This is a genomic window from Microbispora sp. H10949, assembly GCF_014161435.1.
Classification (GTDB): domain Bacteria; phylum Actinomycetota; class Actinomycetes; order Streptosporangiales; family Streptosporangiaceae; genus Microbispora; species Microbispora triticiradicis.
On the sequence record NZ_JABBWZ010000004.1, the window covers coordinates 627,585 to 651,270 of the forward strand.

20 protein-coding genes are annotated in these 23,686 nt (G+C 72.5%); 12 read left to right on the forward strand and 8 right to left on the reverse strand.

Annotation, left to right across the window (positions count from 1 at the left end):
* Nucleotides 1–5: 5 nt before the first annotated feature.
* From HHX40_RS13165 to HHX40_RS13180, 4 genes are read right to left on the reverse strand one after another with little or no spacing between them, the layout of a single operon-like run.
* Entirely contained in the window at nt 6–332 is a 327-nt protein-coding gene (locus HHX40_RS13165) for a non-heme iron oxygenase ferredoxin subunit (protein ID WP_182880778.1), read from the reverse strand.
* Nucleotides 329–1,453, reverse strand: a complete 1,125-nt coding sequence (gene sufD / locus HHX40_RS13170) for a Fe-S cluster assembly protein SufD (protein WP_182880779.1) — start codon at nt 1,451–1,453, stop codon at nt 329–331. The genes HHX40_RS13165 and sufD overlap by 4 nt, the downstream gene beginning before the upstream one ends.
* A complete protein-coding gene (gene sufB, locus HHX40_RS13175; RefSeq protein ID WP_182874490.1) occupies nt 1,453–2,865 on the reverse strand; it encodes a Fe-S cluster assembly protein SufB in 1,413 nt (470 codons plus the stop codon). Before sufB ends, sufD begins: the two co-directional genes overlap by 1 nt.
* A complete protein-coding gene (locus tag HHX40_RS13180; protein WP_310738074.1) occupies nt 2,862–3,707 on the reverse strand; it encodes a metalloregulator ArsR/SmtB family transcription factor in 846 nt (281 codons plus the stop codon). Before HHX40_RS13180 ends, sufB begins: the two co-directional genes overlap by 4 nt.
* A 313-nt stretch (nt 3,708–4,020) precedes the next feature.
* Between HHX40_RS13180 and HHX40_RS13185 the strand changes: the two genes are divergently transcribed.
* The 3 genes from HHX40_RS13185 (at nt 4,021) to HHX40_RS13195 (ending at nt 6,739) form a co-directional block, all read left to right on the forward strand.
* On the forward strand, nt 4,021–4,950 hold the full coding sequence (locus tag HHX40_RS13185) for an ABC transporter ATP-binding protein (RefSeq protein ID WP_310738075.1): 930 nt from the start codon (nt 4,021–4,023) through the stop codon (nt 4,948–4,950).
* A 56-nt stretch (nt 4,951–5,006) separates the two neighbouring features.
* Nucleotides 5,007–5,723 (forward strand): ABC transporter permease, encoded by a 717-nt coding sequence (locus HHX40_RS13190; protein ID WP_182880857.1) that lies wholly within the window; start codon nt 5,007–5,009, stop codon nt 5,721–5,723.
* A gap of 104 nt (nt 5,724–5,827) precedes the next feature.
* Nucleotides 5,828–6,739 carry an EamA family transporter gene (locus HHX40_RS13195; RefSeq protein WP_182880781.1) on the forward strand — a complete coding sequence of 304 codons (912 nt, stop codon included), beginning with the start codon at nt 5,828–5,830 and terminating at the stop codon, nt 6,737–6,739.
* Nucleotides 6,740–6,757: 18 nt separating this feature from the next.
* On the opposite strand, the gene HHX40_RS13200 is transcribed toward HHX40_RS13195, so the two are convergent.
* Nucleotides 6,758–7,468, reverse strand: a complete 711-nt coding sequence (locus HHX40_RS13200) for a GntR family transcriptional regulator (protein WP_182874487.1) — start codon at nt 7,466–7,468, stop codon at nt 6,758–6,760.
* 181 nt (nt 7,469–7,649) lie between these two features.
* Between HHX40_RS13200 and HHX40_RS13205 the strand changes: the two genes are divergently transcribed.
* Complete coding sequence (locus HHX40_RS13205; protein WP_396787843.1) at nt 7,650–8,648, forward strand: heme A synthase; 999 nt, start codon at nt 7,650–7,652, stop codon at nt 8,646–8,648.
* A gap of 5 nt (nt 8,649–8,653) precedes the next feature.
* Nucleotides 8,654–9,376 carry a SanA/YdcF family protein gene (locus HHX40_RS13210; protein ID WP_310738076.1) on the forward strand — a complete coding sequence of 241 codons (723 nt, stop codon included), beginning with the start codon at nt 8,654–8,656 and terminating at the stop codon, nt 9,374–9,376.
* A gap of 369 nt (nt 9,377–9,745) precedes the next feature.
* Here the strand turns inward: HHX40_RS13210 and HHX40_RS13215 are convergent, their stop codons facing one another.
* Both HHX40_RS13215 and HHX40_RS37660 read right to left on the reverse strand, forming a co-directional pair.
* On the reverse strand, nt 9,746–10,861 hold the full coding sequence (locus HHX40_RS13215) for a lytic polysaccharide monooxygenase auxiliary activity family 9 protein (RefSeq protein WP_220499026.1): 1,116 nt from the start codon (nt 10,859–10,861) through the stop codon (nt 9,746–9,748).
* A 180-nt stretch (nt 10,862–11,041) separates the two neighbouring features.
* On the reverse strand, nt 11,042–12,400 hold the full coding sequence (locus tag HHX40_RS37660; protein ID WP_310738077.1) for a PrsW family intramembrane metalloprotease: 1,359 nt from the start codon (nt 12,398–12,400) through the stop codon (nt 11,042–11,044).
* A 141-nt stretch (nt 12,401–12,541) separates the two neighbouring features.
* Between HHX40_RS37660 and HHX40_RS13225 the strand changes: the two genes are divergently transcribed.
* Nucleotides 12,542–14,098: a N,N-dimethylformamidase beta subunit family domain-containing protein gene (locus HHX40_RS13225; RefSeq protein WP_182880785.1), complete on the forward strand. Its 1,557-nt coding sequence runs from the start codon at nt 12,542–12,544 to the stop codon at nt 14,096–14,098.
* Nucleotides 14,099–14,117: 19 nt separating this feature from the next.
* Here HHX40_RS13225 and HHX40_RS13230 read toward each other — a convergent pair whose 3' ends face one another.
* Nucleotides 14,118–15,071, reverse strand: coding sequence for a heme o synthase (locus tag HHX40_RS13230; protein ID WP_182880786.1), 954 nt, complete (start codon nt 15,069–15,071; stop codon nt 14,118–14,120).
* A gap of 238 nt (nt 15,072–15,309) precedes the next feature.
* Here HHX40_RS13230 and tkt point away from each other — a divergent pair, with 238 nt between their 5' ends.
* From tkt to pgl, 6 genes are all read left to right on the forward strand, one after another.
* Nucleotides 15,310–17,412: a transketolase gene (gene tkt, locus HHX40_RS13235; protein WP_220499027.1), complete on the forward strand. Its 2,103-nt coding sequence runs from the start codon at nt 15,310–15,312 to the stop codon at nt 17,410–17,412.
* A gap of 10 nt (nt 17,413–17,422) precedes the next feature.
* A complete protein-coding gene (gene tal / locus HHX40_RS13240) occupies nt 17,423–18,526 on the forward strand; it encodes a transaldolase (protein ID WP_111699318.1) in 1,104 nt (367 codons plus the stop codon).
* 7 nt (nt 18,527–18,533) lie between these two features.
* Nucleotides 18,534–20,159: a glucose-6-phosphate isomerase gene (locus HHX40_RS13245; protein ID WP_182880787.1), complete on the forward strand. Its 1,626-nt coding sequence runs from the start codon at nt 18,534–18,536 to the stop codon at nt 20,157–20,159.
* A 214-nt stretch (nt 20,160–20,373) separates the two neighbouring features.
* Nucleotides 20,374–21,894: a glucose-6-phosphate dehydrogenase gene (gene zwf / locus HHX40_RS13250; RefSeq protein ID WP_220499091.1), complete on the forward strand. Its 1,521-nt coding sequence runs from the start codon at nt 20,374–20,376 to the stop codon at nt 21,892–21,894.
* The gene (locus tag HHX40_RS13255; RefSeq protein WP_182880789.1) at nt 21,891–22,838 is read left to right on the forward strand and encodes a glucose-6-phosphate dehydrogenase assembly protein OpcA; all 948 of its coding nucleotides are present in this window, start codon (nt 21,891–21,893) and stop codon (nt 22,836–22,838) included. The genes zwf and HHX40_RS13255 overlap by 4 nt, the downstream gene beginning before the upstream one ends.
* Nucleotides 22,835–23,614, forward strand: a complete 780-nt coding sequence (gene pgl, locus HHX40_RS13260) for a 6-phosphogluconolactonase (RefSeq protein ID WP_138461195.1) — start codon at nt 22,835–22,837, stop codon at nt 23,612–23,614. Before HHX40_RS13255 ends, pgl begins: the two co-directional genes overlap by 4 nt.
* Nucleotides 23,615–23,686: the final 72 nt, after the last annotated feature.

Genomic DNA, 23,686 nt, shown 5'->3' on the forward strand with positions numbered 1-23,686 from the left:
GGTATTTACTCCTTCGAGAGCGAGACGTACACGTCGTCGCCTTCGATCTTGACTCGGTAGACGTTGACGGGCCTGGTCGCGGGCGGCCCGGTGGGCTTGCCGCTGCGCAGGTCGAAGCAGGAGCCGTGCAGCCAGCACTCCAGCGTGTTGTCGTAGACCTCGCCCTCGCTGAGGCGGACCTCGGCGTGCGAGCACACGTCGCGCAGGGCGAAGACCTCGCCGCCGGTCCGCACCAGCGCGACCGGCGTGTCCTCGACCTCCACGCCGACGACGCCCCCGTCGGGGATGTCGGCGACCTGGCAGACCTTCTCCCAGCGGGGCTCGCCGCTCATCGGGCCAGCTCCGCCTCGACCGCGGACAGCACGCGCTCGCGCAGCTCCGGAAGCTGGATCTTCTCCAGCAGCTGGGCGAAGAACCCGTGGATGACCAGGCGGCGGGCCTCGTCGAACGGGATGCCGCGGGCCTGCAGGTAGAAGATGTGCTCGTCGTCGAGGCGGCCGGAGGCGGACGCGTGGCCCGCTCCCGCGACCTCGCCGGTGAGGATCTCCAGGTTCGGCACCGAGTCGGCGCGGGCGCCGTCGGTGAGGATGAGGTTGCGGTTGAGCTCGTAGGTGTCGGTGCCCTCGGCCTCGGCCCGGATGATCACGTCGCCGATCCAGACCGCGTGGGCGGCGTCGCCCTGCAGCGCGCCCTTGTAGGTCACGTTGCTGCGGCAGTTCGGCACGCTGTGGTCCACCAGCAGGCGGTGCTCCAGGTGCTGCCCGGCGTCCACGAAGTAGAGCCCGGTGAGGTCGGCGTCGCCGCCCGGGGCGGTGTACGACACCGAGGGCGACAGCCGTACGAGGTCGCCGCCGAGGGTGACCACGAACGACCGGAACGTCGCGTCCTTGCCGAGCCTCGCGTGGTGGTGGGAGACGTGCACGGCGTCGTCGTCCCAGTCCTGCAGGCTGACGACCTTCAGCGTCGCGCCCTCGGCCACGTCGAACTCGACGTTGTCGGCGTAGACCGCGCTGCCGCGGTGGTCCAGGACCAGCACGGCCTCGGCCATCGGCTCCACCGACACGAGGATGTGCCCGTAGGCGGCGGCGCCGGCCCCGGACCCGCGCAGCGTGATCACGGTGGGCCGGGAGGCGGCCGTCATCCTCGGCACCGTGACGACGGTGGCCTTCTCGAACGACGAGTACGCCTGCGCGCTGACCCGGTCGGCCGGGGTGTAGGCCCGGCCGAGCCGGGCGTCGTCGCGGGCGACGGTCTCGACCCGCACCTCGGGCGCGGCCTCGACGTCCACCACGACGCCGCCGGTGACGGCGGCCGTGCCGTCGTGCAGCCCCTTCAACCGCGCGAGCGGCGTGAAGCGCCACTCCTCCTCGCGACCCGTCGGCACCGGGAAGTCCGCCACGTCGTACGACGCCTTCTCGTGCAGCGTCGACAGCGGTTTGGTCTCCAGGCCCATCAGCCGACCGCTCCTTCCATCTGCAGCTCGATCAGGCGGTTGAGCTCCAGGGCGTACTCCATGGGCAGCTCGCGGGCGATCGGCTCCACGAACCCACGGACGATCATGGCCATCGCCTCGTCCTCGCCGAGGCCCCGGCTCATCAGGTAGAACAGCTGGTCCTCCGACACCTTGGAGACCGTGGCCTCGTGGCCCATCGAGACGTCGTCCTCGCGGACGTCGACGTACGGGTAGGTGTCGGACCGGCTGATCTGGTCGACCAGCAGCGCGTCGCACTTGACGGTCGAGGCCGAGCCTGCCGCGCCCTCGTCGATCTGCACCAGGCCGCGGTAGGACGTGCGGCCGCCGCCGCGCGCGACGGACTTGGAGATGATCGTCGAGGAGGTCTTCGGCGCGAGGTGCACCATCTTGGCGCCCGCGTCCTGGTGCTGGCCCTCGCCGGCGAAGGCGACCGACAGCGTCTCGCCCTTGGCGTGCTCGCCCATGAGGTAGACGGCCGGGTACTTCATCGTGACCTTGGAGCCGATGTTCCCGTCGATCCACTCCATGGTCGCGCCCTCGTACGCCACGGCGCGCTTGGTGACCAGGTTGTAGACGTTGTTCGACCAGTTCTGGATCGTCGTGTAGCGGCAGCGGGCGCCCTTCTTCACGACGATCTCGACGACCGCCGAGTGCAGCGAGTCGGACGAGTAGATCGGCGCGGTGCAGCCCTCGACGTAGTGGACGTAGGAGTTCTCGTCCACGATGATCAGCGTCCGCTCGAACTGGCCCATGTTCTCGGTGTTGATCCGGAAGTAGGCCTGCAGCGGGATCTCGACGTTCACGTTCGGCGGCACGTAGATGAACGAGCCACCGGACCACACGGACGTGTTGAGCGCGGCGAACTTGTTGTCGCCCACCGGGATCACCGTGCCGAAGTACTCCTTGAAGAGCTCCTCGTGCTCGCGCAGGCCGGTGTCGGTGTCGACGAAGATGACGCCCTTCTCCTCGAGGTCCTCACGGATCTTGTGGTAGACGACCTCGGACTCGTACTGGGCGGCGACGCCGGCGATGAGGCGCTGCTTCTCGGCCTCCGGGATGCCGAGCTTGTCGTAGGTGTTCTTGATGTCGGGCGGCAGCTCGTCCCAGGAGGCGGCCTGCTTCTCGGTGGAGCGCACGAAGTACTTGATGTTGTCGAAGTCGATGCCCGTGAGGTCGGAGCCCCAGGTCGGCAGCGGCTTCTTGTGGAACAGCCGGAGGCCCTTGAGGCGCAGGTCGAGCATCCACTCCGGCTCGTTCTTGAGCGCGGAGATGTTGCGGACGACCTCTTCGGACAACCCACGCCGGGCCGTGGCCCCCGCCACGTCCGCGTCGGCCCAGCCGAACTTGTAATTCCCGAGGCCTTCCAGCTCCGGGCGGTCGGTGACAGTCACCTGCCGGACTCCTTGCTCGTCGTTGTGCTCGATATGTGTGCGGCCGGTGCGGGTGCGACCGGCGGATCGGTACGGCCGTGCCGCGCGGCAAGCGCGGGTGAACTGACGTGGGTGGTGCAGACACCGTCGCCGTTGGCGATCGTGGCCAGCCGCTGCACCGGAGTGCCGAGCAGCCGGGCGAACGCCTCGGTCTCCGCCTCGCACAGCTGCGGGAACGCCGCCGCGACGTGCGCCACCGGGCAGTGATGCTGGCAGAGCTGCTCGCCGCCCTTGCCGGTCTCGGTCGCGGACGCCGCGTATCCCTCCGTCGACAGCGCCTCCGCCAGCACGCGGACCCGCTGCTCGGCCGGGACCTCGCGCATCAGCGTCTCCAGCCTGCCGACCAGCCCGGACACCTGCGCCCGCGCGAACTCCGACACCGCCTCGCCGCCCAGGCGCTCGGCCAGGAAGCGCAGCGCGCTGCCGGCCAGGTCGTCGTAGGCGTGGACGAAGGCGCTGCGGCCCGCGTCGGTGATCGCGAACATCTTGGCCGGCCTGCCGCGTCCCCGCTGACCGCGGGGGCGGGCCGTACGCGGCTCGATCATGCCGTCGGCCAGCAGCGCGTCGAGGTGACGGCGCACCGCGGCCGGTGTGAGCCCGAGCCGCTCGCCGAGCGCCGCGGCGGTCACCGGCCCGTGTTCCAGGATGAGCCGGGCCACCCTGGCCCGGGTGCCCCGCTCGGCGCTGATGTCGCCCCTGCCGGCGCCGATGGCGGCGGCCTCACGCGCGGGGGACGCGGACGCCGAGAACGGCCGCGTCGCCACGGCCTTCTCCACGCTCTGTCGCCCCTGCACGTTTTTCACAACATCAGTGTGCCGTAATTCCTTCCCGGTCGACAAACCCAAGACGGGGTCGACGGGCATGCAATTTCTCACGCAGGCAAGGCTTACCTAACCTGCGACGACGGCGCCGCGAAGGTTTTCCGTGCTCTTTACTCCGCGGACGTTCGCGAGCGGCGTCCGCCGACGAGAGCGCGCCCTCCGCTCCCTAAACTCGATGCAGTCGACGGCGTGGAGCGGGGCCCGGAATTCCGTCCCGCCGCGCGGTCGCGTCTGTGAGGGGAGGCCGGTCGCGTGACCGGGGTAGGCAGCACGCCCGGCGGCGTGGGTGACAGTGGTGGGTGACAGCGCGGTGGGCGACGGCGCGCCGGCGGTGCAGATCGACGGACTGGTCAAGCGGTACGGCCGCACCACGGCCGTCGACGGGCTGGCCTTCACCTGCGCCCGGGGCGCGGTCACCGCCATCCTCGGCCCGAACGGCGCGGGCAAGACCTCCACGATCGAGATCTGCGAGGGGTTCCGCAGGCCGGACGGCGGGACCGTGCGGGTGCTCGGGCTCGACCCGGCCGATCCCGCGCTGAAGCCGCGCCTGGGCATCATGCCGCAGGCGGGCGGGGTGCCGCCGGCCGCCCGCGCGGGCGAATGGCTGCGCGTGGTCTCCCGGTTCTACGCCCACCCCCTCGATCCGGACGCCCTGCTCACCCTGCTGGGCCTGACCGCGCACGCGCGCACGCCGTACCGGCGGCTGTCGGGCGGTCAGCAGCAGCGCCTGTCGCTCGCGGCGGCCGTCGTCGGGCGGCCCGAGCTGGTCTTCCTGGACGAGCCGACGGCCGGGCTCGACCCGCAGGCCAGGCACGCCTGCTGGGACCTGGTCACCGCGCTGCGCGACGCCGGGGTGTCGGTCGTGCTGACGACCCACCAGATGGACGAGGCCGAGAGGCTCTCCGACCACGTGGTGGTCATCGACCACGGACGGGTGGTCGCCGAGGGCACCCCGTCGGAGCTGACCGGCGCCGAGCGCCAGCTCAGGTTCCGCGCCCGCCCCGGCCTCGACGTGGAGGAACTGCTCGCGGCGCTGCCGCCGGGCAGCGCCGCCAAGGAGTCGCCGTCGGGGCACTACATCATCGAGGGACAGGTCGGCCCCCAGCTGCTGGCGACCGTCACCGCGTGGTGCGCCACCGAGGGCGTGACCACCGAGGACCTGCGCATCGAGCGGCGCACGCTGGAGGACGTCTTCCTCGAACTGACCGGCAGGGAGCTACGGTGAGCGCGATCACCACGCTGGACCTCACCCCGCGGCCCGGAGCCGCGCCGCTGCACCGGATGGTGCTCGCGCAGGCGGGCGCGGAGATCCGGGCCACGCTGCGCAACGGCGAGCAGCTCCTGCTCACCCTGATCATCCCGATCCTGCTGCTGGCGGGCTTCTCCGCGGCCCCGCTCGTGGACGTGGGCGGCGGCCGGCGGGTCGACTTCGTCGCCCCCGGCATCCTCGCGCTCGCGGTCATGTCGACCGCGTTCACCGGCCAGGCCATCGCCACCGGCTTCGAGCGGCGGTACGGCGTGCTCCGGCGCCTGGGCGCCACCCCGCTGTCGCGGACCGGGCTCCTGCTGGCCAAGACCGTCGCCGTCGTCGCGGTGGAGGCGCTGCAGATCGTGGTGATCACCGTGGTGGCCCTGGCCCTCGGCTGGTCGCCGCACGGCGGCCCGCTGTGGGCCGTGCCGCTCCTGCTGCTCGGCACGGCGGCCTTCAGCGGCCTCGGCCTGCTCATGGCGGGCACGCTGCGGGCGGAGGCGACGCTCGCCGGGGCCAACCTCGTCTACCTGGTGCTGCTCGGGCTCGGCGGCGTGCTGTTCCCGCTGGACCGGTTCCCGGGCGGGGTGCGGCAGGTGCTGGAACTGCTGCCGATCAGCGCGCTCACCTCCGGCCTGCGCGGCGTCCTCAGCGACGGCGGCGGCTTCCCCGGCGGCCCGCTGCTCGTGCTGCTCTGCTGGGCCGTCGCCGCCCTCGCCCTGGCCGCCCGCACCTTCCGCTGGGAGTAGTCCGGCGGGTCCGTCGCCCGTTCCGCATCGTATGTAAGCACCGTATGCAGGCACCGTATGATTGCGGAGTTTGCGCTGATCGGGGTGACGGGTGAGGGTTGGGCATGACGGCTGAATCGCTGTCCGGGGCAGCCGAGCCGTATCGCGCGGGGCCACGGGCCGGCAGGGCGCTGCGGGCGGCGTCGGACGCGGTGCCGCCGCCGGGGCTGGTGCTGCTGGCCATTCTGTCGGTCCAGGTGGGGGCCGGGCTGGCCAAGAACCTGTTCGGGCAGGTTCCTCCCGCGGCGATGGTGTTCCTGCGCATCGCCACCGGCGCCGTCATGCTCCTGGCAGTGGTGCGGCCGAAGGTGCGCGGGCTGTCGCGGCGCGACCTCGGCGTCGGCGTCGCCTTCGGGCTCAGCCTCGGCCTGATGAACCTGTCGTTCTACGAGGCCCTGGCCCGGCTGCCGATCGGGATCGCGGTGTCCATCGAGTTCATCGGGCCGCTCACCCTGGCCGTGGTGTCCTCCCGCCGCCGACTGGACCTGCTGTGGGTGGCGCTGGCCGCCGCCGGCGTGATCCTGCTCGCGCCCTGGGGCGAGGCGGGCTCCGCGACCTGGGCCGGCATCGGGTTCGCCGCACTGGCCGGGACGTTCTGGGCCGCCTACATCGTGTTCTCGGCGGCCACCGGCGCCCGGTTCCCCGGCGCGAGCGGGCTGACCTTCGCCATGATCGTGGCCACGGTGTTCGTCACCCCCGTCGGGGTCGTGGCGGGCGGCGACGCCCTGCTGCGGCCCGAGGTCCTGCTCCTCGGGGCCGGCGTCGGCCTGCTCTCCTCGGTCATCCCGTACTCGCTGGAGCTGGAGGCCCTGCGCCGGATGCCCAAGCGGGTCTTCGGGATCCTGATGAGCCTGGAACCCGCCGTCGCCGCGCTCGTCGGCCTGTTCGTCCTGCACGAGGTGCTCCAGGGCCGCGAGTGGGCGGCGATCGGCTGCGTGGTCGTCGCCTCCATCGGCGCCACCCGCGCCGGCGGCTGAACCGTCCGCCGCCGGGCCCTACTGCGGCGGGTCGGCCGACCAGATCGCGCGTACCTGCTGGATGTGGTGGTGGGTCAGGCGCTCGGCCGCCGGGACGTCGCCGCGTACGACGGCGTCGAGAAGGTCGAGGTGCTCGCGGGCCGAGGCCACCAGCATCCGGGTGTCGGGCAGCCCGCGCAGCCCGTAGAGCCGGGCCCGGGCCCGCAGGTCCCTGACCGTCTCCACCAGCCGGGCGTTGCCCGACAGGCCCAGCAGTGCCAGGTGGAACCGCTGGTCCGCCGCGACGTAGGCGAGCAGGTCGCCGCGGGCCGCCGCCGCCACGATCTCCCGGGCGAGCGGGCGCAGCTCCTCGGCCTCGGCGGCGCGGCCCTCCCGGGCCAGCCGGGCCACCGTGGGCGCCTCGATCAGCCGCCGGATCTCGATGATCTCGTCGAGGTCCCGCTCGGACACCTCGGCCACCCGGAAGCCCTTGTTGCGCAGGGCCTCGAACAGGCCCTCCTTCGCGAGGTCGAGCATCGCCTCGCGCACCGGTGTGGCGGAGACGCCGAACCTCGCCGCCAGGGCGGGCGCCGAGTAGACGACGCCCGGCCGCATCTCACCGGCCACCAGCGCGTCGCGCAGCGCCTGCGCCACCTGCTCGCGCAGGTTCTGCCGGGTGGCCGGGACCGCCGGGCCGGCGTCGCAGGGCTCTCCGCGGCCCGGCTCCCCGCGTACCGGTTCTCCGCGCATCTGCCTTCCCCCCGCCCCGGACATCGTCCGGCCACCGCCCTCCTCACGCTCCACGGCCGATCGTACCGTTTCCCCGCCCGCGATGATCTACGCGTACGGGCTCCGGGAGCGGCCCTTCACGCAGGCACGGGCCCCCGGGGCGGGGAGGGGACCACCCCCCGGGCCGCCTACCATGAGTGTCGTGAAGCCCACGACTGACCGGATTCGCTCCGCCCTGCTCGCCCTGTACCGCTCGATCGTGTTCCCGACGGCCGAGTCGATGCGGCGGTGGGCGCTCGCGGCGATCGTGGTCAACGTCGGCATCACGATCACCGGCGCCGCCGTCCGCGTCACCGGCTCGGGCCTCGGCTGCCCGACCTGGCCGCGCTGCACGCCCGGCAGCTTCGTGCCGGCGCGGATCGACACCCACGCCCCGGTCAACATGGCGATCGAGTTCGGCAACCGGCTGCTGTCGTTCCTGGTGCTCGCGGTCGCGGCCGCGTGCGTGGTCGCCGCCTGGAGGCTGGGACGCGGCGAATGCGGCAGGCCGGTCCTGCTGCGGCTCGCGCTGCTGCAGCCGGCCGGAGTCGTCGTGCAGGCGCTGTGGGGCGGCCTGGTGGTGCACAGCATGCTCAACCCGGTGACCGTGGCCGTCCACTTCCTCTTCTCGATCGGCATGACCGCCGCCGCCGTCGTGCTGTACGCGCGGGCCTCCGAGGGAGACGCCCCGGGGCAGCGGCTGGTCCACAAGGACATCCGCACGCTCGGGTACGTGCTGGTCGCCGCCGCCTTCACGCTGCTGCTGGCGGGGGTCGTGGTGACCGGAACCGGCCCGCATTCGGGGGACGAGGCGGCCTCCCGGTTCGGCTTCGACATCCAGAGCGTGGTGCGGCTGCACACCGACGTCGCCTACCTCGTCGTCGGGCTGACGTTCGCCCTGCTGTTCGCCCTGCACGTGACCGACTCCCCCGGCCGCGCCCGGCGTGCCGCGCTCGTGCTGCTCGGCGTGGAGCTGTCGCAGGGCGTGGTCGGGTACGTCCAGTACTTCCTGGCCGTGCCCGCGGCCCTGGTGCTCCTGCACGTGCTCGGGGCGACGCTCGTGTGGATCTGCGCGCTCCGCGTCGTGTTCCTCATGCGCACCCGGGGGCCTGTTCCCGTCTCCGCGGCCGAACGGCCGGAGCTCCACCACGCGGCGGTGTGACCGAGGTGGGAGGCTTACCACCCCGCCCCTCGTCCCGCCTGGCGCCCTGGACCTGGTCGCGTACGGCCCGGCGCCGGGGCTTCCAGGCCCTCGTCGCCCTGAGCGTGCTGCCGCTGGCGCCGATCACCTGGGCCTGGCTGACGAGCGCGGCGCACCGGGTGACGGCGGAGCCGGGCACGCGGTGGACCGCCTCGGTGCCCGCCATGCCGGCCGCGCTCGTGCTCGGCGCGGGCGTCGTGGGCGACCGCCCCTCCGCGATGCTTCGCACGCGGCTCGACATCGCGGCCGATCTCTACCGGGCGGGCCGGGTGCGGGCCCTGCTGCTGTCCGGCGACAACAGCCGCAAGAGCTACGACGAGCCGACGGTCATGCGCGACTACCTGGTCTCCAGGGGCGTCCCCGGCGAGCGCATCGTGCTCGACTACGCCGGGTTCGACACTTGGGACTCCTGCGTCCGGGCCAAGGAGATCTTCGGGGCGTCGCGTCTCGTGGTGGTCACTCAGGTGTTCCATCTCCCCCGGGCCGTCGCGCTGTGCCGGACCGCCGGGCTCGACGCGTTCGGCGTCGGGGACGACTCCAGCCGCGACTGGCCGACGGAGACTGTGGTCTACGCGATGCGGGAGTTCCCCGCCGCCGCCAAGGGCCTGCTCGACGGCCTGGTCCTGCGCTCCTCGCCGCGGTTCCTCGGCCGGCGCGAGGTCGCCCTCGACCGCGCACTGGCCCGCTGACGGAGCGGCTCCTCTCCTGAGAGGTACGGCGCGGCCCCCTCCGCGCGGCGGCGGGCGACGCCGCGCACTGTGACCTGACCTCGTGCCGCGAAACTTTCATCCGGTCGCCCCCGGCGACCTGGGCCGATTGAGGCGGGCGGGCCCGGGCCGCTGGCCGGTGGCGGAGGAGGGCGTTAGGGTCCGGGGCACGTGGGAGCGCTCCCACCTATCCGTACGGGAGGTGAGGCCACACCACGAGTGGCTATCGCACCGCGGGTACGAGGCGGACCCTCCTCCGCCCACCCATCGCGCGACGCCCGGGGAGGCCGTCACGGCGGCCTCCCCGGGCGTCTCCCGCGAATCCGGACTCAGTTCACCGTCGCGCGCCGCTCAGCCGCAGCTGATGTCGCTGATCGTCGGCGCGGCCGACCCGGAGCCGAGGAACCCGGCAGTGGCCGAGGCCCCCGGAGCCAGCGAGTTGTTGTACGTCGGCGCGTGGATCATCGCGAACGGCCCGCTCTGCATCGAGGTCCCGTTCCACGCCTGGGTGACCGTCGCGCCGTTGGACAGCTGCCACTGGATGTACCAGCCGTTCAGCGGGCTCGTGCCGGTGTTCTTGATCGTGGCCTCACCCTGGAAGCCGCCCGGCCAGGTGTTGGTCAGCTTCACCGTGGCGGTGCAGGACGGGTTCCCGGTCGTCGGGGACGCCGAGGGGCTCCGGCTGGGCGTGGCACTCGGGCTGGCGCTGGGGCTCACACTGGGACTCACGCTGGGCGACGCACTGGGCGACACACTGGGGGACGCGCTCGGCGACGGGTTGCCGCCGACGAAGTCCACGTCCGAGCAGCCGTAGAACGTCTCCTGGCTGTCGGAGCGGTACCAGACGGCGTAGATGATGTGCCGGCCGCTCTTGTTGGGCAGCTTCCCGGAGAAGCGGTACGCGCCGTTGGTGACCGCGGGCTCGGGGTCGGCCGTCAGGAAGGGCTGCTCCTCCATGTCCGCCCAGGTCAGCGGCTTGGTGGGGTCATAGCCGTCCTTGGTGACGTAGAGCTTGAAGCCGCCGGGGTGGGGCACCCAGGCGCCGTAGACGAAGTCGTACGTCGCGCCGGCCCTGACCGTGGTGGTCGGCCAGTCGGTCCTGGCCGCGTCGTAGGCGGCGTACTTGCTGAAACCGCCGCTGCACAGCTGGCCGTCGGGGATGAAGCCCCGGGTGCGGCCGCCGCCGTCGGAGCGGAGCACGCCGTACCAGTCGTAGAGGGGCTGGGTGCCGCCGGCCGCCACCGCGTCCTTGCAGGCGGCGTTCTTGGGGATGATCTGGCCACCGGTCAGGCCGTCGGTGTAGCAGGCGTAGGTGCGGCTGGCGGGGGCCTGCAGCGCGCCGTGGGCCTCGGCGGCGGTCTGGGTCACAATCGCGACGACGCCGGCGAGCAGGGCCGCCACCGCGGCGAGGACGGCGAGGTTGCGCCCGGATCTCAACCGCGGAGTTCGCAGGGGCAGGAATCTCACAGGGGTTCTCCTCTGATGGGCGGGCACGCCTTCGGGGAGGAAGGTCGCGCCGTTTGAGCTGTCGTACGAGAAGAACGCGTGCGGCATCGCCGCACGCCCTCCTGAGCCCACCCATCAGTGGCCACCGCGCACCATGATTGAAACACGCGCGAGGCGCCCGGGCCAACCGCGGCCGGCGGATCAGTTCGGCCGGGGTCCGCCCTGCGGCGGGCCGTACCCTCCGGGACCGCCGGGCGGCGGCTGCTGCCCGTAACCGCCGGGGGGAAGACCGCCGGGGGCATGACCGCCGGGGGGAAGGCCGCCGGGCGGGCCGTACCAGGGCGGCACGGCGGGGCCGCCCGGCCATCGGCCCGGGGGCGGCGCGCCGGGGGCGTACCCCGGCGGCGGCACCCCGCGCGCCGCGTCCGCCTGATGACGCTCCGGCAGCGGGAAGGACATCCGGGCGTAGGCCATCAGGTCCGCCAGCGACCGCTGCTGGGCGCGGAAGGTCTCCTCGTCGACCCCGCCCCTGGCCGCGCGGGCGTGCAGCAGCCCGAGCTCGGTCGAGGCGAGCTGGTAGTCGATCATCGCCCGCGCCCCCGCCCGGCCGCCGAGGGCCTTGGCCCAGGCCCGGGCGTGCCTCCGGCGGCGCAGCGACGACAGCATGAAGATGTCCGCCTGGTTGATCAGCCCGTTGCGCTCGTACGGCGGCAGGTAGTGCTGGATCAGCCCGACGATCCGCCGCCTGTCCCGGAAGATCACGACGAGTTCGACCACGAGCAGCAGCATCAGCAGCAGGTAGGCGATGGCCAGCCCGCCGAGCCCGCCGAAGGTGGCGAGGCCGTTCCAGAGGCCGTGCAGCAGCATCGCCCCGATCCAGCCGATGACGATCACGATGACCCCCACCGCGCCCCGGCGCTGGGCGGCGTACGCGACCGCGATGCCGATCAGCGAGGTGAACAGCGGATGGGCGAACGGCGAGAGCACGGCCCGCAGCACGAGCGTGGCGGCGAGCCCCTGGGCGCCGTTCTCCTGCAGCGCCGCGATGTAGTAGCTGACGTTCTCCGACATGGCGAAGCCCAGCCCGACCATGCTCGCGTAGATGATCCCGTCGGTCGGGCCGTCGAGCTCGTGCCGGCGGAACCACAGCAGCCCGAGCAGCACCAGGCCCTTCGCCGTCTCCTCGACCGGCGGCGCGCCGAAGGTGGCGACGAGGTTCCGCGCGTTGCCGACGTCGCCGAGCTGGTGGGCGACGTAGACGAGGTTGAGCGAGTTCAGCAGCCCGGCGAGCAGCACGGCGATGCCGGCGCCCCAGGCGAACGCGAAGGCCAGGTTGCTGCGCGGCTCGGGTTCCATGCGGTCCAGTGCGAGCACGCCCGCGAGCAGCAGCGGCACCGGCGCCACCGCGAGCCCGAGCGCGATGAAGAACTGGACCGGGTCGCCGTTGATGATGTCGAAGGAGAACGACACCAGGGCGCAGAACCCGGCGATGACCAGGCCCGCGATCAGACCGACGGACGGGCGTTCCTTCAGGACGGCGCGAGGGTCGAGGCCTGCCACTTTGCGACTGTAACCGAACACGGCCGCTGCGGTCCCCCTCCGGTCCCAGGAGATCCCAAAGATCCCGTGCCGGGAATTATCCCGCATGTCGAGTGGGAGGATCGGCCGAGCGGAGCGGAACCGGGGGCACAATAGACGATCATGAACGTCGCACCACGCGGCGGGCTCGGGCGGCGCGGCTTCCTGCGCGTCGCGGCCGCGGCGGCCGTCGGCTCGGTCGCCGCCTGCGAGCCCGCCGTACAGCTCAGGGGATCAGGGCAGGCCACGTCCCCGGGAACAGCCGCCCCGCCGCCTGGATCGTCCCGCACGCCCGCACCGGAACGGCTCATGGCCGGCGACCCGGACTGGCGGATTCGCCGGACCGGCCCCGACGAGGCGATAGAGGGCTACTGCGACCGCGCGAGCGTGCTGCCCGGCGAGACCATCGGGCTGCACGTGTCCACGACCGGGGACCGCTTCCGGGTCACCGCCTACCGCATGGGCTGGTACGGCGGCGCCCTGGCCCGCCGGGTGTGGCGCTCGGCGTGGGCGCGGGGACGCGACCAGGGCCGCGGCGGGGTCGCCGGGGACACCCGCACCGTTCGCGCCGGCTGGCGGCGGAGCATGACGGTGCCGACCGAGGGCTGGCCGGAGGGGGTCTATCTGCTGCGCCTGGACTCCGAGCGGGGCCACCAGCGGTACGTGCCGCTGGTCGTGCGCTCGGCCTCCGGAGCCGGCCGTACGGTCCTCGTCCACGCGACCCCGACCTGGCAGGCGTACAACCGGTGGGGCGGCTACAGCCTGTACTACGGGGAGGACGGCAGGTACGAGAGCCGGTCGCTCGCGGTCAGCTTCGACCGGCCGTACGACGCGACCGGGATGGAGAAGTTCCTGGTCCACGAGCGGCCGGTGGTGGCGCTGGCGGAACGGCTCGGCCTGCCCCTCGCCTACACGACGCACGGCGACCTGGAGAACGGCCACGACGTGCTGTCCGGCGCCTCCGCCGTGATCTTCCTGGGCCACGACGAGTACTGGACGCCCGGGGTCCGCCAGACCGTGGCCGGGGCCCGCGACGCGGGCGTCAACCTCGCCTTTCTGGGCGCCAACACCTGCTACCGCCGGGTGCGGCTGGAGGACGACGGCCGGACGGTGGTCTGCTACAAGACCGCGGTGGACCTCGACCCGCTGGTCCGCAGGCGCCCGTCGCTCGCGACCACCGACTTCCGGGCGGCGCCGAAGGCCGACCCGGAGTCGTCGCTCGTCGGGGTCTACTACGACGGCTATCCGGTCGACGCGCCCTTCGTGGTGCACGAGCCCGATCACTGGATCTTCGCCGGCACCGGCGCGCGCCGCGGCGACGCCTTCCCCCACCTGGTGGGGGTGGAGTACGACCGGGTGAACACCGACGTGCCGACGCCGAGGCCGCTGCAGATCCTCGCGCACTCGCCCGTCACCTGCGTGGGACGGCCCAGCTTCGCCGACGCGGCCTACTACACCGCCCCGGGCGGGGCCGGGGTGTTCGCCTCGGGGACCATGCGGTGGGCGGAGACGCTCATGGCGGGCACCCGGGACCTGCCCCGGGCGCACGGCATCGGCGCGCGCACGCGGGCCTTCGTCACGACCGCGACGACCAACCTGCTGAAGGGCTTCGCCGAGGGCCCGGCGGCCGGGCGCATGCCCGCGCCGGACGACAACGTGCGGCGGACCTACCGGCGCTGAGCCGCCGCTGAGCCGCCGCTCAGACGAGCAGCGAGTCGATCGCGACGGCGAGGAACAGCAGCGCCAGGTAGATGTTCGACCAGTGGAAGAACCGCATCGGCCGCAGGTCGACGCCGGTGCGGCCGGCCTTCACCCGGCCCAGCAGGCGGTGGACCTCCACCAGGCAGACCACGCCGAGCACGAGCGCGACGGCGGGGTAGAGCAGGGAGGTGCCGGCGACCGGCCACAGCAGCAGCGAGCACAGCACGGTGGCCCAGGTGTAGGCGACGACCTGCTGCACGACCCGGCGCTCGGTGGCCACCACCGGGAGCATCGGCACCTCGGCCGCCGCGTAGTCCTCGCGGTACCGCATGGCGAGGGTCCAGGTGTGCGGCGGCGTCCAGAAGAACACCACGCCGAACAGCACGACCGGGGCCCACGAGAGCCCGCCGGTGATGCCGGCCCAGCCGATCAGCACCGGCATGCACCCGGCGATGCCGCCCCACACGATGTTCTGTGACGTACGCCTCTTCAGCACCAGCGAGTAGACGAAGACGTAGAACAGGATCGCGCCGAGCGACAGCGCGGCGGCGAGCCCGTTCACCGTGAGGGCGAGGCCGAGGGTGGACAACGTGCCGAGAATCACACCGAAGACCAGCGCGCCGGCCGGGGAGACGTCGTGCTTGGCGAGCGGCCGCCTGCGGGTCCGCCGCATCGTGCGGTCGATGTCCCGGTCGATGTAGCAGTTCAGCACGTTCGCGCTGCCCGCCGAGAGCGTGCCGAAGATCATCGTGGCGGTGGCCGTCCACAGATCGGGCAGCCCGCGCGCCGCCAGGAACATGACCGGCAGGGTCGTGATCAGCAGCAGCTCGATGATCCGCGGCTTGGTGAGCGCCACGTAGGCCTTCACGAGCGCCCCGGCGGAGCGGGGAGCCGTGGCCGTCGCGGTCGGCCCGAGGGGGGCCACCGCCTGCTTGTTCGTCAGGACCGTCAAGGCGCTTCCAACACGTGCGAGGTCAACGCGTAACCTTCTGATTAGGGCGGATCTCCGGGCAGCGGCCGGCACTTGAGCAATCACTGTAGTCGCCGGAGCGGGTGGTCCCCGAACCGGGGGCGAAGTCGCGGGCGTGTACCGGAGGTGCCTACCAAACGGTATTACTGCCGACCCGTTAGGGTCCGGTGTGGGCGGGAAATGCCAGAACCGGCGCGAAAACCAAGAGGGGATCGAGCAGTTGAGCAGCGCAAGCCTTGAGTGGAGTGACCTTGACCGGCAGACGGTCGACGTCGTACGTGCCCTGGCGATGGACGCCGTGGAGAAGGCCGGATCGGGTCACCCCGGCACCGCGATGAGCCTCGCCCCCGCCGCCTACCTTCTCTTCCAGCGGGTCCTGCGGCACGACCCCTCGGATCCCAAGTGGGCGGGACGTGACAGATTCGTCCTCTCCTGCGGGCATTCGAGCCTGACGCTTTACATCCAGCTCTACCTGTCCGGCTATGGCCTGACCCTCGACGACCTGAAGTCGCTGCGTCAGTGGGGCAGCCTCACCCCGGGTCACCCGGAGTACGGCCACACCCTCGGCGTGGAGACCACGACGGGTCCGCTCGGCCAGGGCATCGGCAACGCGGTCGGCATGGCCATGGCCGCCCGCCGCGAGCGCGGCCTGTTCGACCCCGACGCGGCCGAGGGCGCGTCGCCGTTCGACCACATGATCTGGTGCTTCGCCTCCGAGGGCGACCTGGAGGAGGGCATCAGCCACGAGGTCAGCGCGCTCGCCGGACACCAGAAGCTCGGCAACCTCGCCGTGGTCTTCGACTCCAACCACATCTCTATCGAGGACGACACCCAGATCGCCCTCTCCGAGGACATCGCCAAGCGCTACGAGGCGTACGGCTGGCACGTCCTGGAGGTCGACTGGACCGCCACCGGGGAGTACGAGGAGGACGTCCAGGCGCTGTACGCGGCGATGGAGGCGGCCCGCGCGGAGACCGAGCGGCCCACGTTCATCAAGCTCCGCACGGTCATCGGCTGGCCGGCGCCGAACAAGCAGAACACCGGCAAGATCCACGGCTCGGCCCTGGGCGCCGACGAGGTCGCCGCGACCAAGCGCGTCCTCGGCATGGACCCGGAGAAGAGCTTCGACGTCCCGGGCGAGGTGCTGGAGCACGCCCGCGAGGTCGTCCAGCGCGGCCGGGCGCTGCGCGCCGAGTGGGACGAGGCGTACCAGAGCTGGCGTGCGGCCAACCCCGAGCGGGCGGAGCTGTTCGACCGTATCTCCGGCCGGAAGCTGCCCGAGGGCTGGGACAAGGCGCTGCCGACGTTCGAGATCGGCTCGCAGGTGGCCACCCGCAAGGCGTCCGGCGAGGTGCTGAGCGCGCTCGCGCCGGTGCTGCCGGAGCTGTGGGGCGGCTCGGCCGACCTGGCGGAGTCCAACAACACCACGATGAAGGGCGAGCCGTCCTTCATCCCGGACGAGTACCAGACCAAGGAGTTCCCCGGCGGCAGGTACGGCCGGACGCTCCACTTCGGCATCCGCGAGCACGGCATGGGCGCGATCCTCAACGGCATCGCGCTGCACAACGGCACCCGCCCGTACGGCGGCACGTTCCTCGTGTTCAGCGACTACATGCGCCCGTCGGTGCGGCTCGCCGCGCTGATGAAGCTGCCGGTGACCTACGTCTGGACGCACGACTCGATCGGCCTCGGCGAGGACGGCCCGACCCACCAGCCGATCGAGCACCTGTGGGCGCTGCGCGCGATCCCCGGCCTCGACGTCGTCCGCCCGGCGGACGCCAACGAGACCGCGGCCGCATGGAAGGCGATCCTGGAGCACGACGACCGGCCGGCGGGCCTCGCCCTGACCCGGCAGAACGTCCCGACCCTGGAAGGCGCGGGCGACCCCGACGCCGTCGCGAAGGGCGGCTACGTCCTGCAGGACGCCTCCAACGGCCAGCCGGCCGTGGTGATCATCGGCACCGGCAGCGAGGTCCAGCTCGCCGTCGAGGCCCGCACGATCCTGGAGTCGCAGGGCATCCCGACCCGTGTCGTCTCGATGCCGTGCGTGGAGTGGTTCCAGGCGCAGGACCCGGCCTACAAGCAGACCGTGCTGCCCCCCGCCGTGCGTGCCAGGGTCGCCGTCGAGGCGGGAATCCCGCTCGGCTGGCGCGAGTTCGTGGGTGACGCGGGCGAGGTCCTCGGTCTCGACCACTTCGGCGCCTCCGCGCCGTACAAGACGATCTACGAGCAGTTCGGCCTCACCGCCGACCGCGTCGTCGCCGCCGCCAAGGCCAGCCTGGCCAAGACGGGCGCCGACAAGGGCGAGACGACCGGAAACTGAGGGACGAAGGATGAATGAGAACCTGAAGCGGCTGTCCGACGCCGGAGTCTCCATCTGGCTCGACGACATCAGCCGGGAGCGGCTGCGCTCCGGCAACCTCTCCGCCCTGATCCGCGACAAGAACGTGACCGGGGTCACCTCCAACCCCACGATCTTCGCCTCCGCGCTCAGCAAGGGCGACGCCTACGACGCGCAGATGCGCGACCTCGCCACGCGCGGGGTGACGGTCGAGGAGGCCGTACGGGCGATCACCACGTTCGACATCCGCTGGGCGGCCGACGTGCTGCGGCCGGTCTTCGACGCCACCCGCGGCGTCGACGGGCGGGTGTCGATCGAGGTGGACCCGCGCATGGCCCGCCGGACCGAGGCGACCATCGCCGAGGCCCGCGCGCTGTGGTGGCTGGTCGACCGGCCGAACGTGCACATCAAGATCCCGGCGACGGTCGAGGGCCTGCCCGCGATCACGCAGGCGATCTCCGAGGGCATCAGCGTCAACGTCACGCTGATCTTCTCGCTGGAGCGGTACCGCCAGGTGATCGACGCCTGGCTGAGCGGGCTGGAGAAGGCGAAGGCCAACGGCCTCGACCTGGCCACGATCGAGTCGGTCGCGTCGTTCTTCGTCAGCCGCGTGGACACCGAGATCGACTCCCGCCTCGACAAGATCGGCACGCCGGAGGCGGCGGAGCTGAAGGGCCGGGCCGCGGTGGCCAACGCCCGCCTGGCGTACGCCGCGTACGAGGAGGTCATGAACTCCCCGCGCTGGCAGGCGCTGCGCGCGGCGGGCGCGCACCCGCAGCGTCCGCTGTGGGCGTCCACGGGCGTGAAGAACCCCGACTTCCCCGACACCCTGTACGTCGAGCAACTGGTCACCGCGGGAGTGGTGAACACGATGCCCGAGAAGACGCTGGACGCGTCGGCCGACCACGGCCGGATCTCCGGCGACACCATCCGCCCCTTCTACCAGCAGGCGTGGGACGTCATGGCCTCGCTCAAGCAGGCCGGCATCGACTACGACGACGTGGTCCGCGCGCTGGAGGAGGAGGGCCTCGAGAAGTTCGAGACGTCCTGGGGCGAGCTGCTGGAGACCGTCGACGGCGAGCTGCGGAAGGCCTGATCTTCATATGACTATCGAGGTGACCCTCGGCGACGAGGCGGACGCCGTCGCCGCTGTGAGGGACAAGCTCGTGACCGAGGGGGTGCCCGCGGCTCTCGCCGCGGGCGACCCCGCCCTCTGGGGGCCGCAGGCGCAGCCCGAGGCCGCCATCCGGCTGGGCTGGCTCGGCCTGCCGAACACGAGCCGGGAGCTGCTGCCGGAGATCGCGAAGCTGGTGGAGCGGGCCCGCGCCGCGGGCCTGGACCACGTCGTGCTGGCCGGGATGGGCGGCTCCTCCCTCGCCCCCGAGGTGATCTGCGCCACCGAGGACGTCCCGCTGACCGTCCTCGACACCACCGACCCGCACCAGGTGCGGCGGGCGCTCGCCGACCGGCTCGACCGCACGGTCGTCGTGGTGGCGAGCAAGAGCGGCGGCACGGTCGAGACCGACAGCCACCGGCGCGTCTACGAGCAGGCGTTCCGCGACGCGGGCATCGACCCGGCCGAGCGGATCGTGGTCGTCACCGACCCGGGCTCGCCGCTGGAGCGGGCGGCCAACGAGGCCGGCTACCCGGTGGTCCTCGCCGACCCGAACGTCGGCGGCCGTTACAGCGCGCTCACCGCGTTCGGCCTGGTGCCGAGCGCCCTGGCGGGCGCGGACGTGGCGAAGCTGCTCGACGACGCCGCCGCCGTGGCGCCGCTGCTCGCCCAGGACGAGGGCAACCCCGGCCTCGACCTCGGCGCGCTGCTCGGCGCGCAGGCCCTGCGCGGGCGCGACAAGCTGATCCTGCGGGACGCGATGTCCGACATCACCGGCCTGCCCGACTGGATCGAGCAGCTCATCGCCGAGTCGACCGGCAAGGAGGGCAAGGGCGTCCTGCCCGTCGTCGGCGCGGAGGCGGCCGAGGCCGACGACCAGTTCCTCGTCTCGATCGGGCCCGACAGCGGCACGACCGTCGACGGGCCGCTCGGCGCGCAGTTCCTGGTCTGGGAGTACGCCACGGCGGTCGCGGGCCGGGTGCTCGGGATCAACCCGTTCGACCAGCCGAACGTCGCCGAGTCGAAGGAGAACACGACCCGGATCCTGGAGGAGGCCGGAGACGGCCCCCTGCCGACCGGCACTCCGATGCTCACCGACGGCCCGGTCGAGGTGTACGGCGACGTGCCCGGCGACCTGAAGAATCTGGCCGACGTCCTGACCTGGCTGCTGCGGTCGATCCCCGAGCGCGGCTACCTGGCGATCATGGCTTACCTCGACCGCGAGGCGGCGTTCGACGCGGCGGTCGTCGGCGAGGCGTCCTTCGAGGAGATGACGGAGACGTGGGCCGGCGCCGACGTCGCCACCCTCCGGGCGCTGCTCGACTACCGGACCGACCACGCCGTCACGTTCGGCTGGGGACCGCGCTTCCTGCACTCGACCGGCCAGTACCACAAGGGCGGGCCGTCGGCCGGGGTGTTCCTCCAGGTCACCGGTGCCGTGACCGACGACATCGAGGTTCCGGGCAAGCCGTACACGCTGGGCAGGCTCCAGCTCGCGCAGGCGCTGGGCGACCTGGGGGCCCTGACCTCCCGGGGCAGGCCGGCCGTACGCCTGCATCTGACCGACCGCGTCGCCGGAGTCAGGCACCTGCTCTCCGTGGCCGAGGAGCTCTGACCATGCGATGCGTTACCGGCGACGGGCCCGTCCCCCGGGAGGAGACATGACGGAGCAACAGGAGCCCCGGGCCGGCGACGACGGCCGCGGCGCGGCGCCGGGTCAGGAGGACCGGGCCGTCGAGCAGGTCCGCGACGTGGCGCTGCCGGTGGCGGAGCACGCGGCGGTGACCGCCGCGCAGGCCGCCACCACCACCGCCACGACCGACCTGACCATGGAGGTCAACCCGCTGCGCGACCCGCGCGACCGGCGGCTGCCGCGGGTCGCCGGGCCCTGCGTGCTGGTGCTGTTCGGCGTCACCGGAGACCTCGCCAAGCGCAAGCTGCTGCCGGCGATCTACGACCTGGGGAACCGGGGGCTGCTGCCCCCGGGCTTCTCCCTGGTCGGCTTCGCCCGCCGTGACTGGGCGCACGAGGACTTCGCGCAGGTCACGTACGAGGCGGTCAAGGAGCACGCGCGGACGCCGTTCCGCGAGGAGGTTTGGAAGCAGCTCAGCGAGGGCATCCACTTCTGCCCCGGCGAGTTCGGCGACGACGGCGCGTTCGACGTGCTCTCCATGATGCTCAAGGAGATCGACGAGACCCGGGGCACGGGCGGCAACTACGCCTTCTACCTGTCGGTGCCGCCGAAGTTCTTCCCGGTCGTCGTCGAGCAGCTCAAGCGGACCGACCTCGCCAAGGCCCCCGACGGGTCCTGGCGCCGGGTGGTCATCGAGAAGCCGTTCGGGCACGACCTGAAGAGCGCCCGCGAGCTCAACGAGATCACCAGCGCGGTGTTCCCGGAGAGCTCGGTCTTCCGGATCGACCACTACCTCGGCAAGGAGACCGTCCAGAACATCCTGGCGCTCCGGTTCGCCAACACCCTGTACGAGCCGATCTGGAACCGCGGCTACGTCGACCACGTGCAGATCACGATGGCCGAGGACATCGGCATCGGCGGCCGGGCCGGCTACTACGACGGCATCGGCGCGGCCCGCGACGTGATCCAGAACCACCTGCTGCAGCTCCTGGCGCTCGTCGCGATGGAGGACCCCACGTCCTTCGACGCCGACGCGCTGCGCCGGGAGAAGGAGAAGGTGCTGCGGGCCGTCAGGCTGCCCGCCGACCTGTCCACCGGCACGGCCCGCGGGCAGTACGACGGCGGGTGGCAGGGCGGCGAACCCGTCGTCGGCTACCTGGAGGAGCAGGGCATCTCGCCCGAGTCCACCACCGAGACGTACGCCGCGGTGAAGCTGGAGGTGGCCAACCGCCGGTGGGCGGGGGTGCCGTTCTACCTGCGTACCGGCAAGCGGCTCAGCCGCCGGATGACCGAGGTGGCGGTGGTCTTCCAGCGGGCTCCGCACCTGCCGTTCAGCCAGGACGACACCGAGATCCTCGGTCACAACGCGCTGGTCATCCGGGTGCAGCCGGACGAGGGCATCACGGTGCGCTTCGGCTCGAAGGTGCCCGGCACCGCGATGGAGGTCAGGGACGTCAACATGGACTTCGCCTACGGCGAGTCGTTCATGGAGTCCTCCCCCGAGGCGTACGAGCGGCTGCTGCTCGACGTGCTCATCGGCGACCCGCCGCTGTTCCCGCACCAGCGGGAGGTGGAGCTGTCCTGGAGCATCCTCGACCCGATCGAGGAGTTCTGGGCCTCCCAGGGCAGGCCGGAGGGGTACGAGTCGGGCTCCTGGGGCCCCGCCTCGGCCGATGCGATGCTGGCCAGGGACGGACGCGCCTGGAGGCGGCTGTGACGACGTTCAACCTGACCGAGACGACCGCGTCGAAGATCTCTTCGACGCTGACCCGGCTGCGGCACCAGATGGGCGCGCCCGCCGTCGGCATGGTGCTGACGCTCGTCGTGGTGGTCGACGAGGCCGGGCAGTACGACGCCCTGCGCGCCGCCACCGACGCCGCGCGCGAGCACCCCTCACGCATCCTGATCGTGATCAACCGCGATCCCGCCGAGCCCAACCGGCTGGACGCCGAGATCCGCGTCGGCGAGTCGGCGCCGGGTGAGGTCGTGCTGCTGCGCCTGTACGGCGAGCTGACCGAGCACGGCGACTCGGTGATCATGCCGCTGCTGCTCACCGACACGCCGGTGGTGGCGTGGTGGCCGGGCGGCTGCCCCGAGGTTCCCGCGAAGAACCCCATCGGGCACCTGGCCAACCGCCGGATCACCGACGCCCGGTCGGCCCAGGACGCCGTGGCCGCCGTCGCCTCCCGGGACGCCAGCTACGTCCCGGGCGACACGGACCTCGCCTGGACCCGGCTGACGCCGTGGCGGAGCCTCCTGGCCGCCGCCTTCGACCAGCCCGTCGGGAAGATCGAGAGAGGCGTCGTGGAGGCCTCGCCGGGCAACCCCAGCGCGCCGCTGCTGGCCGCCTGGCTCTGCGACCGCCTGGAGGCGCCGATCGAGGTCGCCGACTCCGGCGGCCCTGGGCTGACCGGGGTACGGCTGCTGATCGAGGGCGGCGGCGAGATGACGGTGAGCCGGGGCGACGCCCGGCTGGCCACGCTGTCGCGGCCGGGGCACCCGGACCGCCGGGTCGCCCTCGCCCGCCGCCCCACCTCGGAACTGCTCGCCGAGGAGTTGCGCCGGCTCGACCCGGACGACATCTACGCCGCCACGATCCGCCGCCTGGCCCAGACGAACGAGCAGGCGGATCGTCGGGCGAAGAAGGGCGGGCGGTCGTGACCGCCGTACCCGGGGTCATCGTCCACCGCGACGCCACGGTGCTGGCCCAGGCCGTGTCCGCCCGCCTCATCACGAGGCTGGTGGACACGCAGGCCGCCCGCGGCTCGGCGCACCTGGTGCTGACCGGCGGCACCGTGGGGATCGCGACGCTCGCGGCGCTGGCGGCCACGGCCGCGCACGACGCGATCGACTGGCGGGCGCTCGACATCTGGTGGGGCGACGAGCGGTTCCTGCCGACCGGCCACCCGGAGCGCAACGAGACGGGGGCACGGCAGGCGCTGCTCGACCACGTGGACGTGGACCCGGAGCGGGTGCACGTCATGCCCGGCCCAGACTCGGGGATGACCGCCGAGGAGGCCGCCGAGGCGTACGCGGTGGAGCTCGCCAAGGCGGCCAGGCCGGAGGACCACGGGCCGGTGCCGTCGTTCGACGTGCTGCTGCTGGGCATGGGCCCGGACGGCCACGTCGCCTCGCTGTTCCCCGACAAGCCCGCGGTGTACGAGGAGGAGCGCTCGGTGGTGGCCGTGCACGGCTCCCCCAAGCCGCCGCCGACCCGGCTGTCGCTGACGTTCCCCGCGCTCAGGGCCGCCAGAGAGACCTGGGTCGTGGTGGCCGGCGAGGACAAGGCGCAGGCCGTCCATCTCGCCCTGTCCGGCGCGGGGCCCTTCCAGGTGCCCGCCGCCGGGGCGCGCGGGCGGCAGCGCACGCTGTTCCTGCTCGACCGCGCCGCCGCCGCCAAGATCCCCCCAGGTCTGGGCCGGATCGCCTCACCCTGAATCCTGATCCGCGAAAGAGCGGCCGGGCGGGTATCCTACCCCGCCCGGTCGTTTCTTTTTGCGCAACTGATG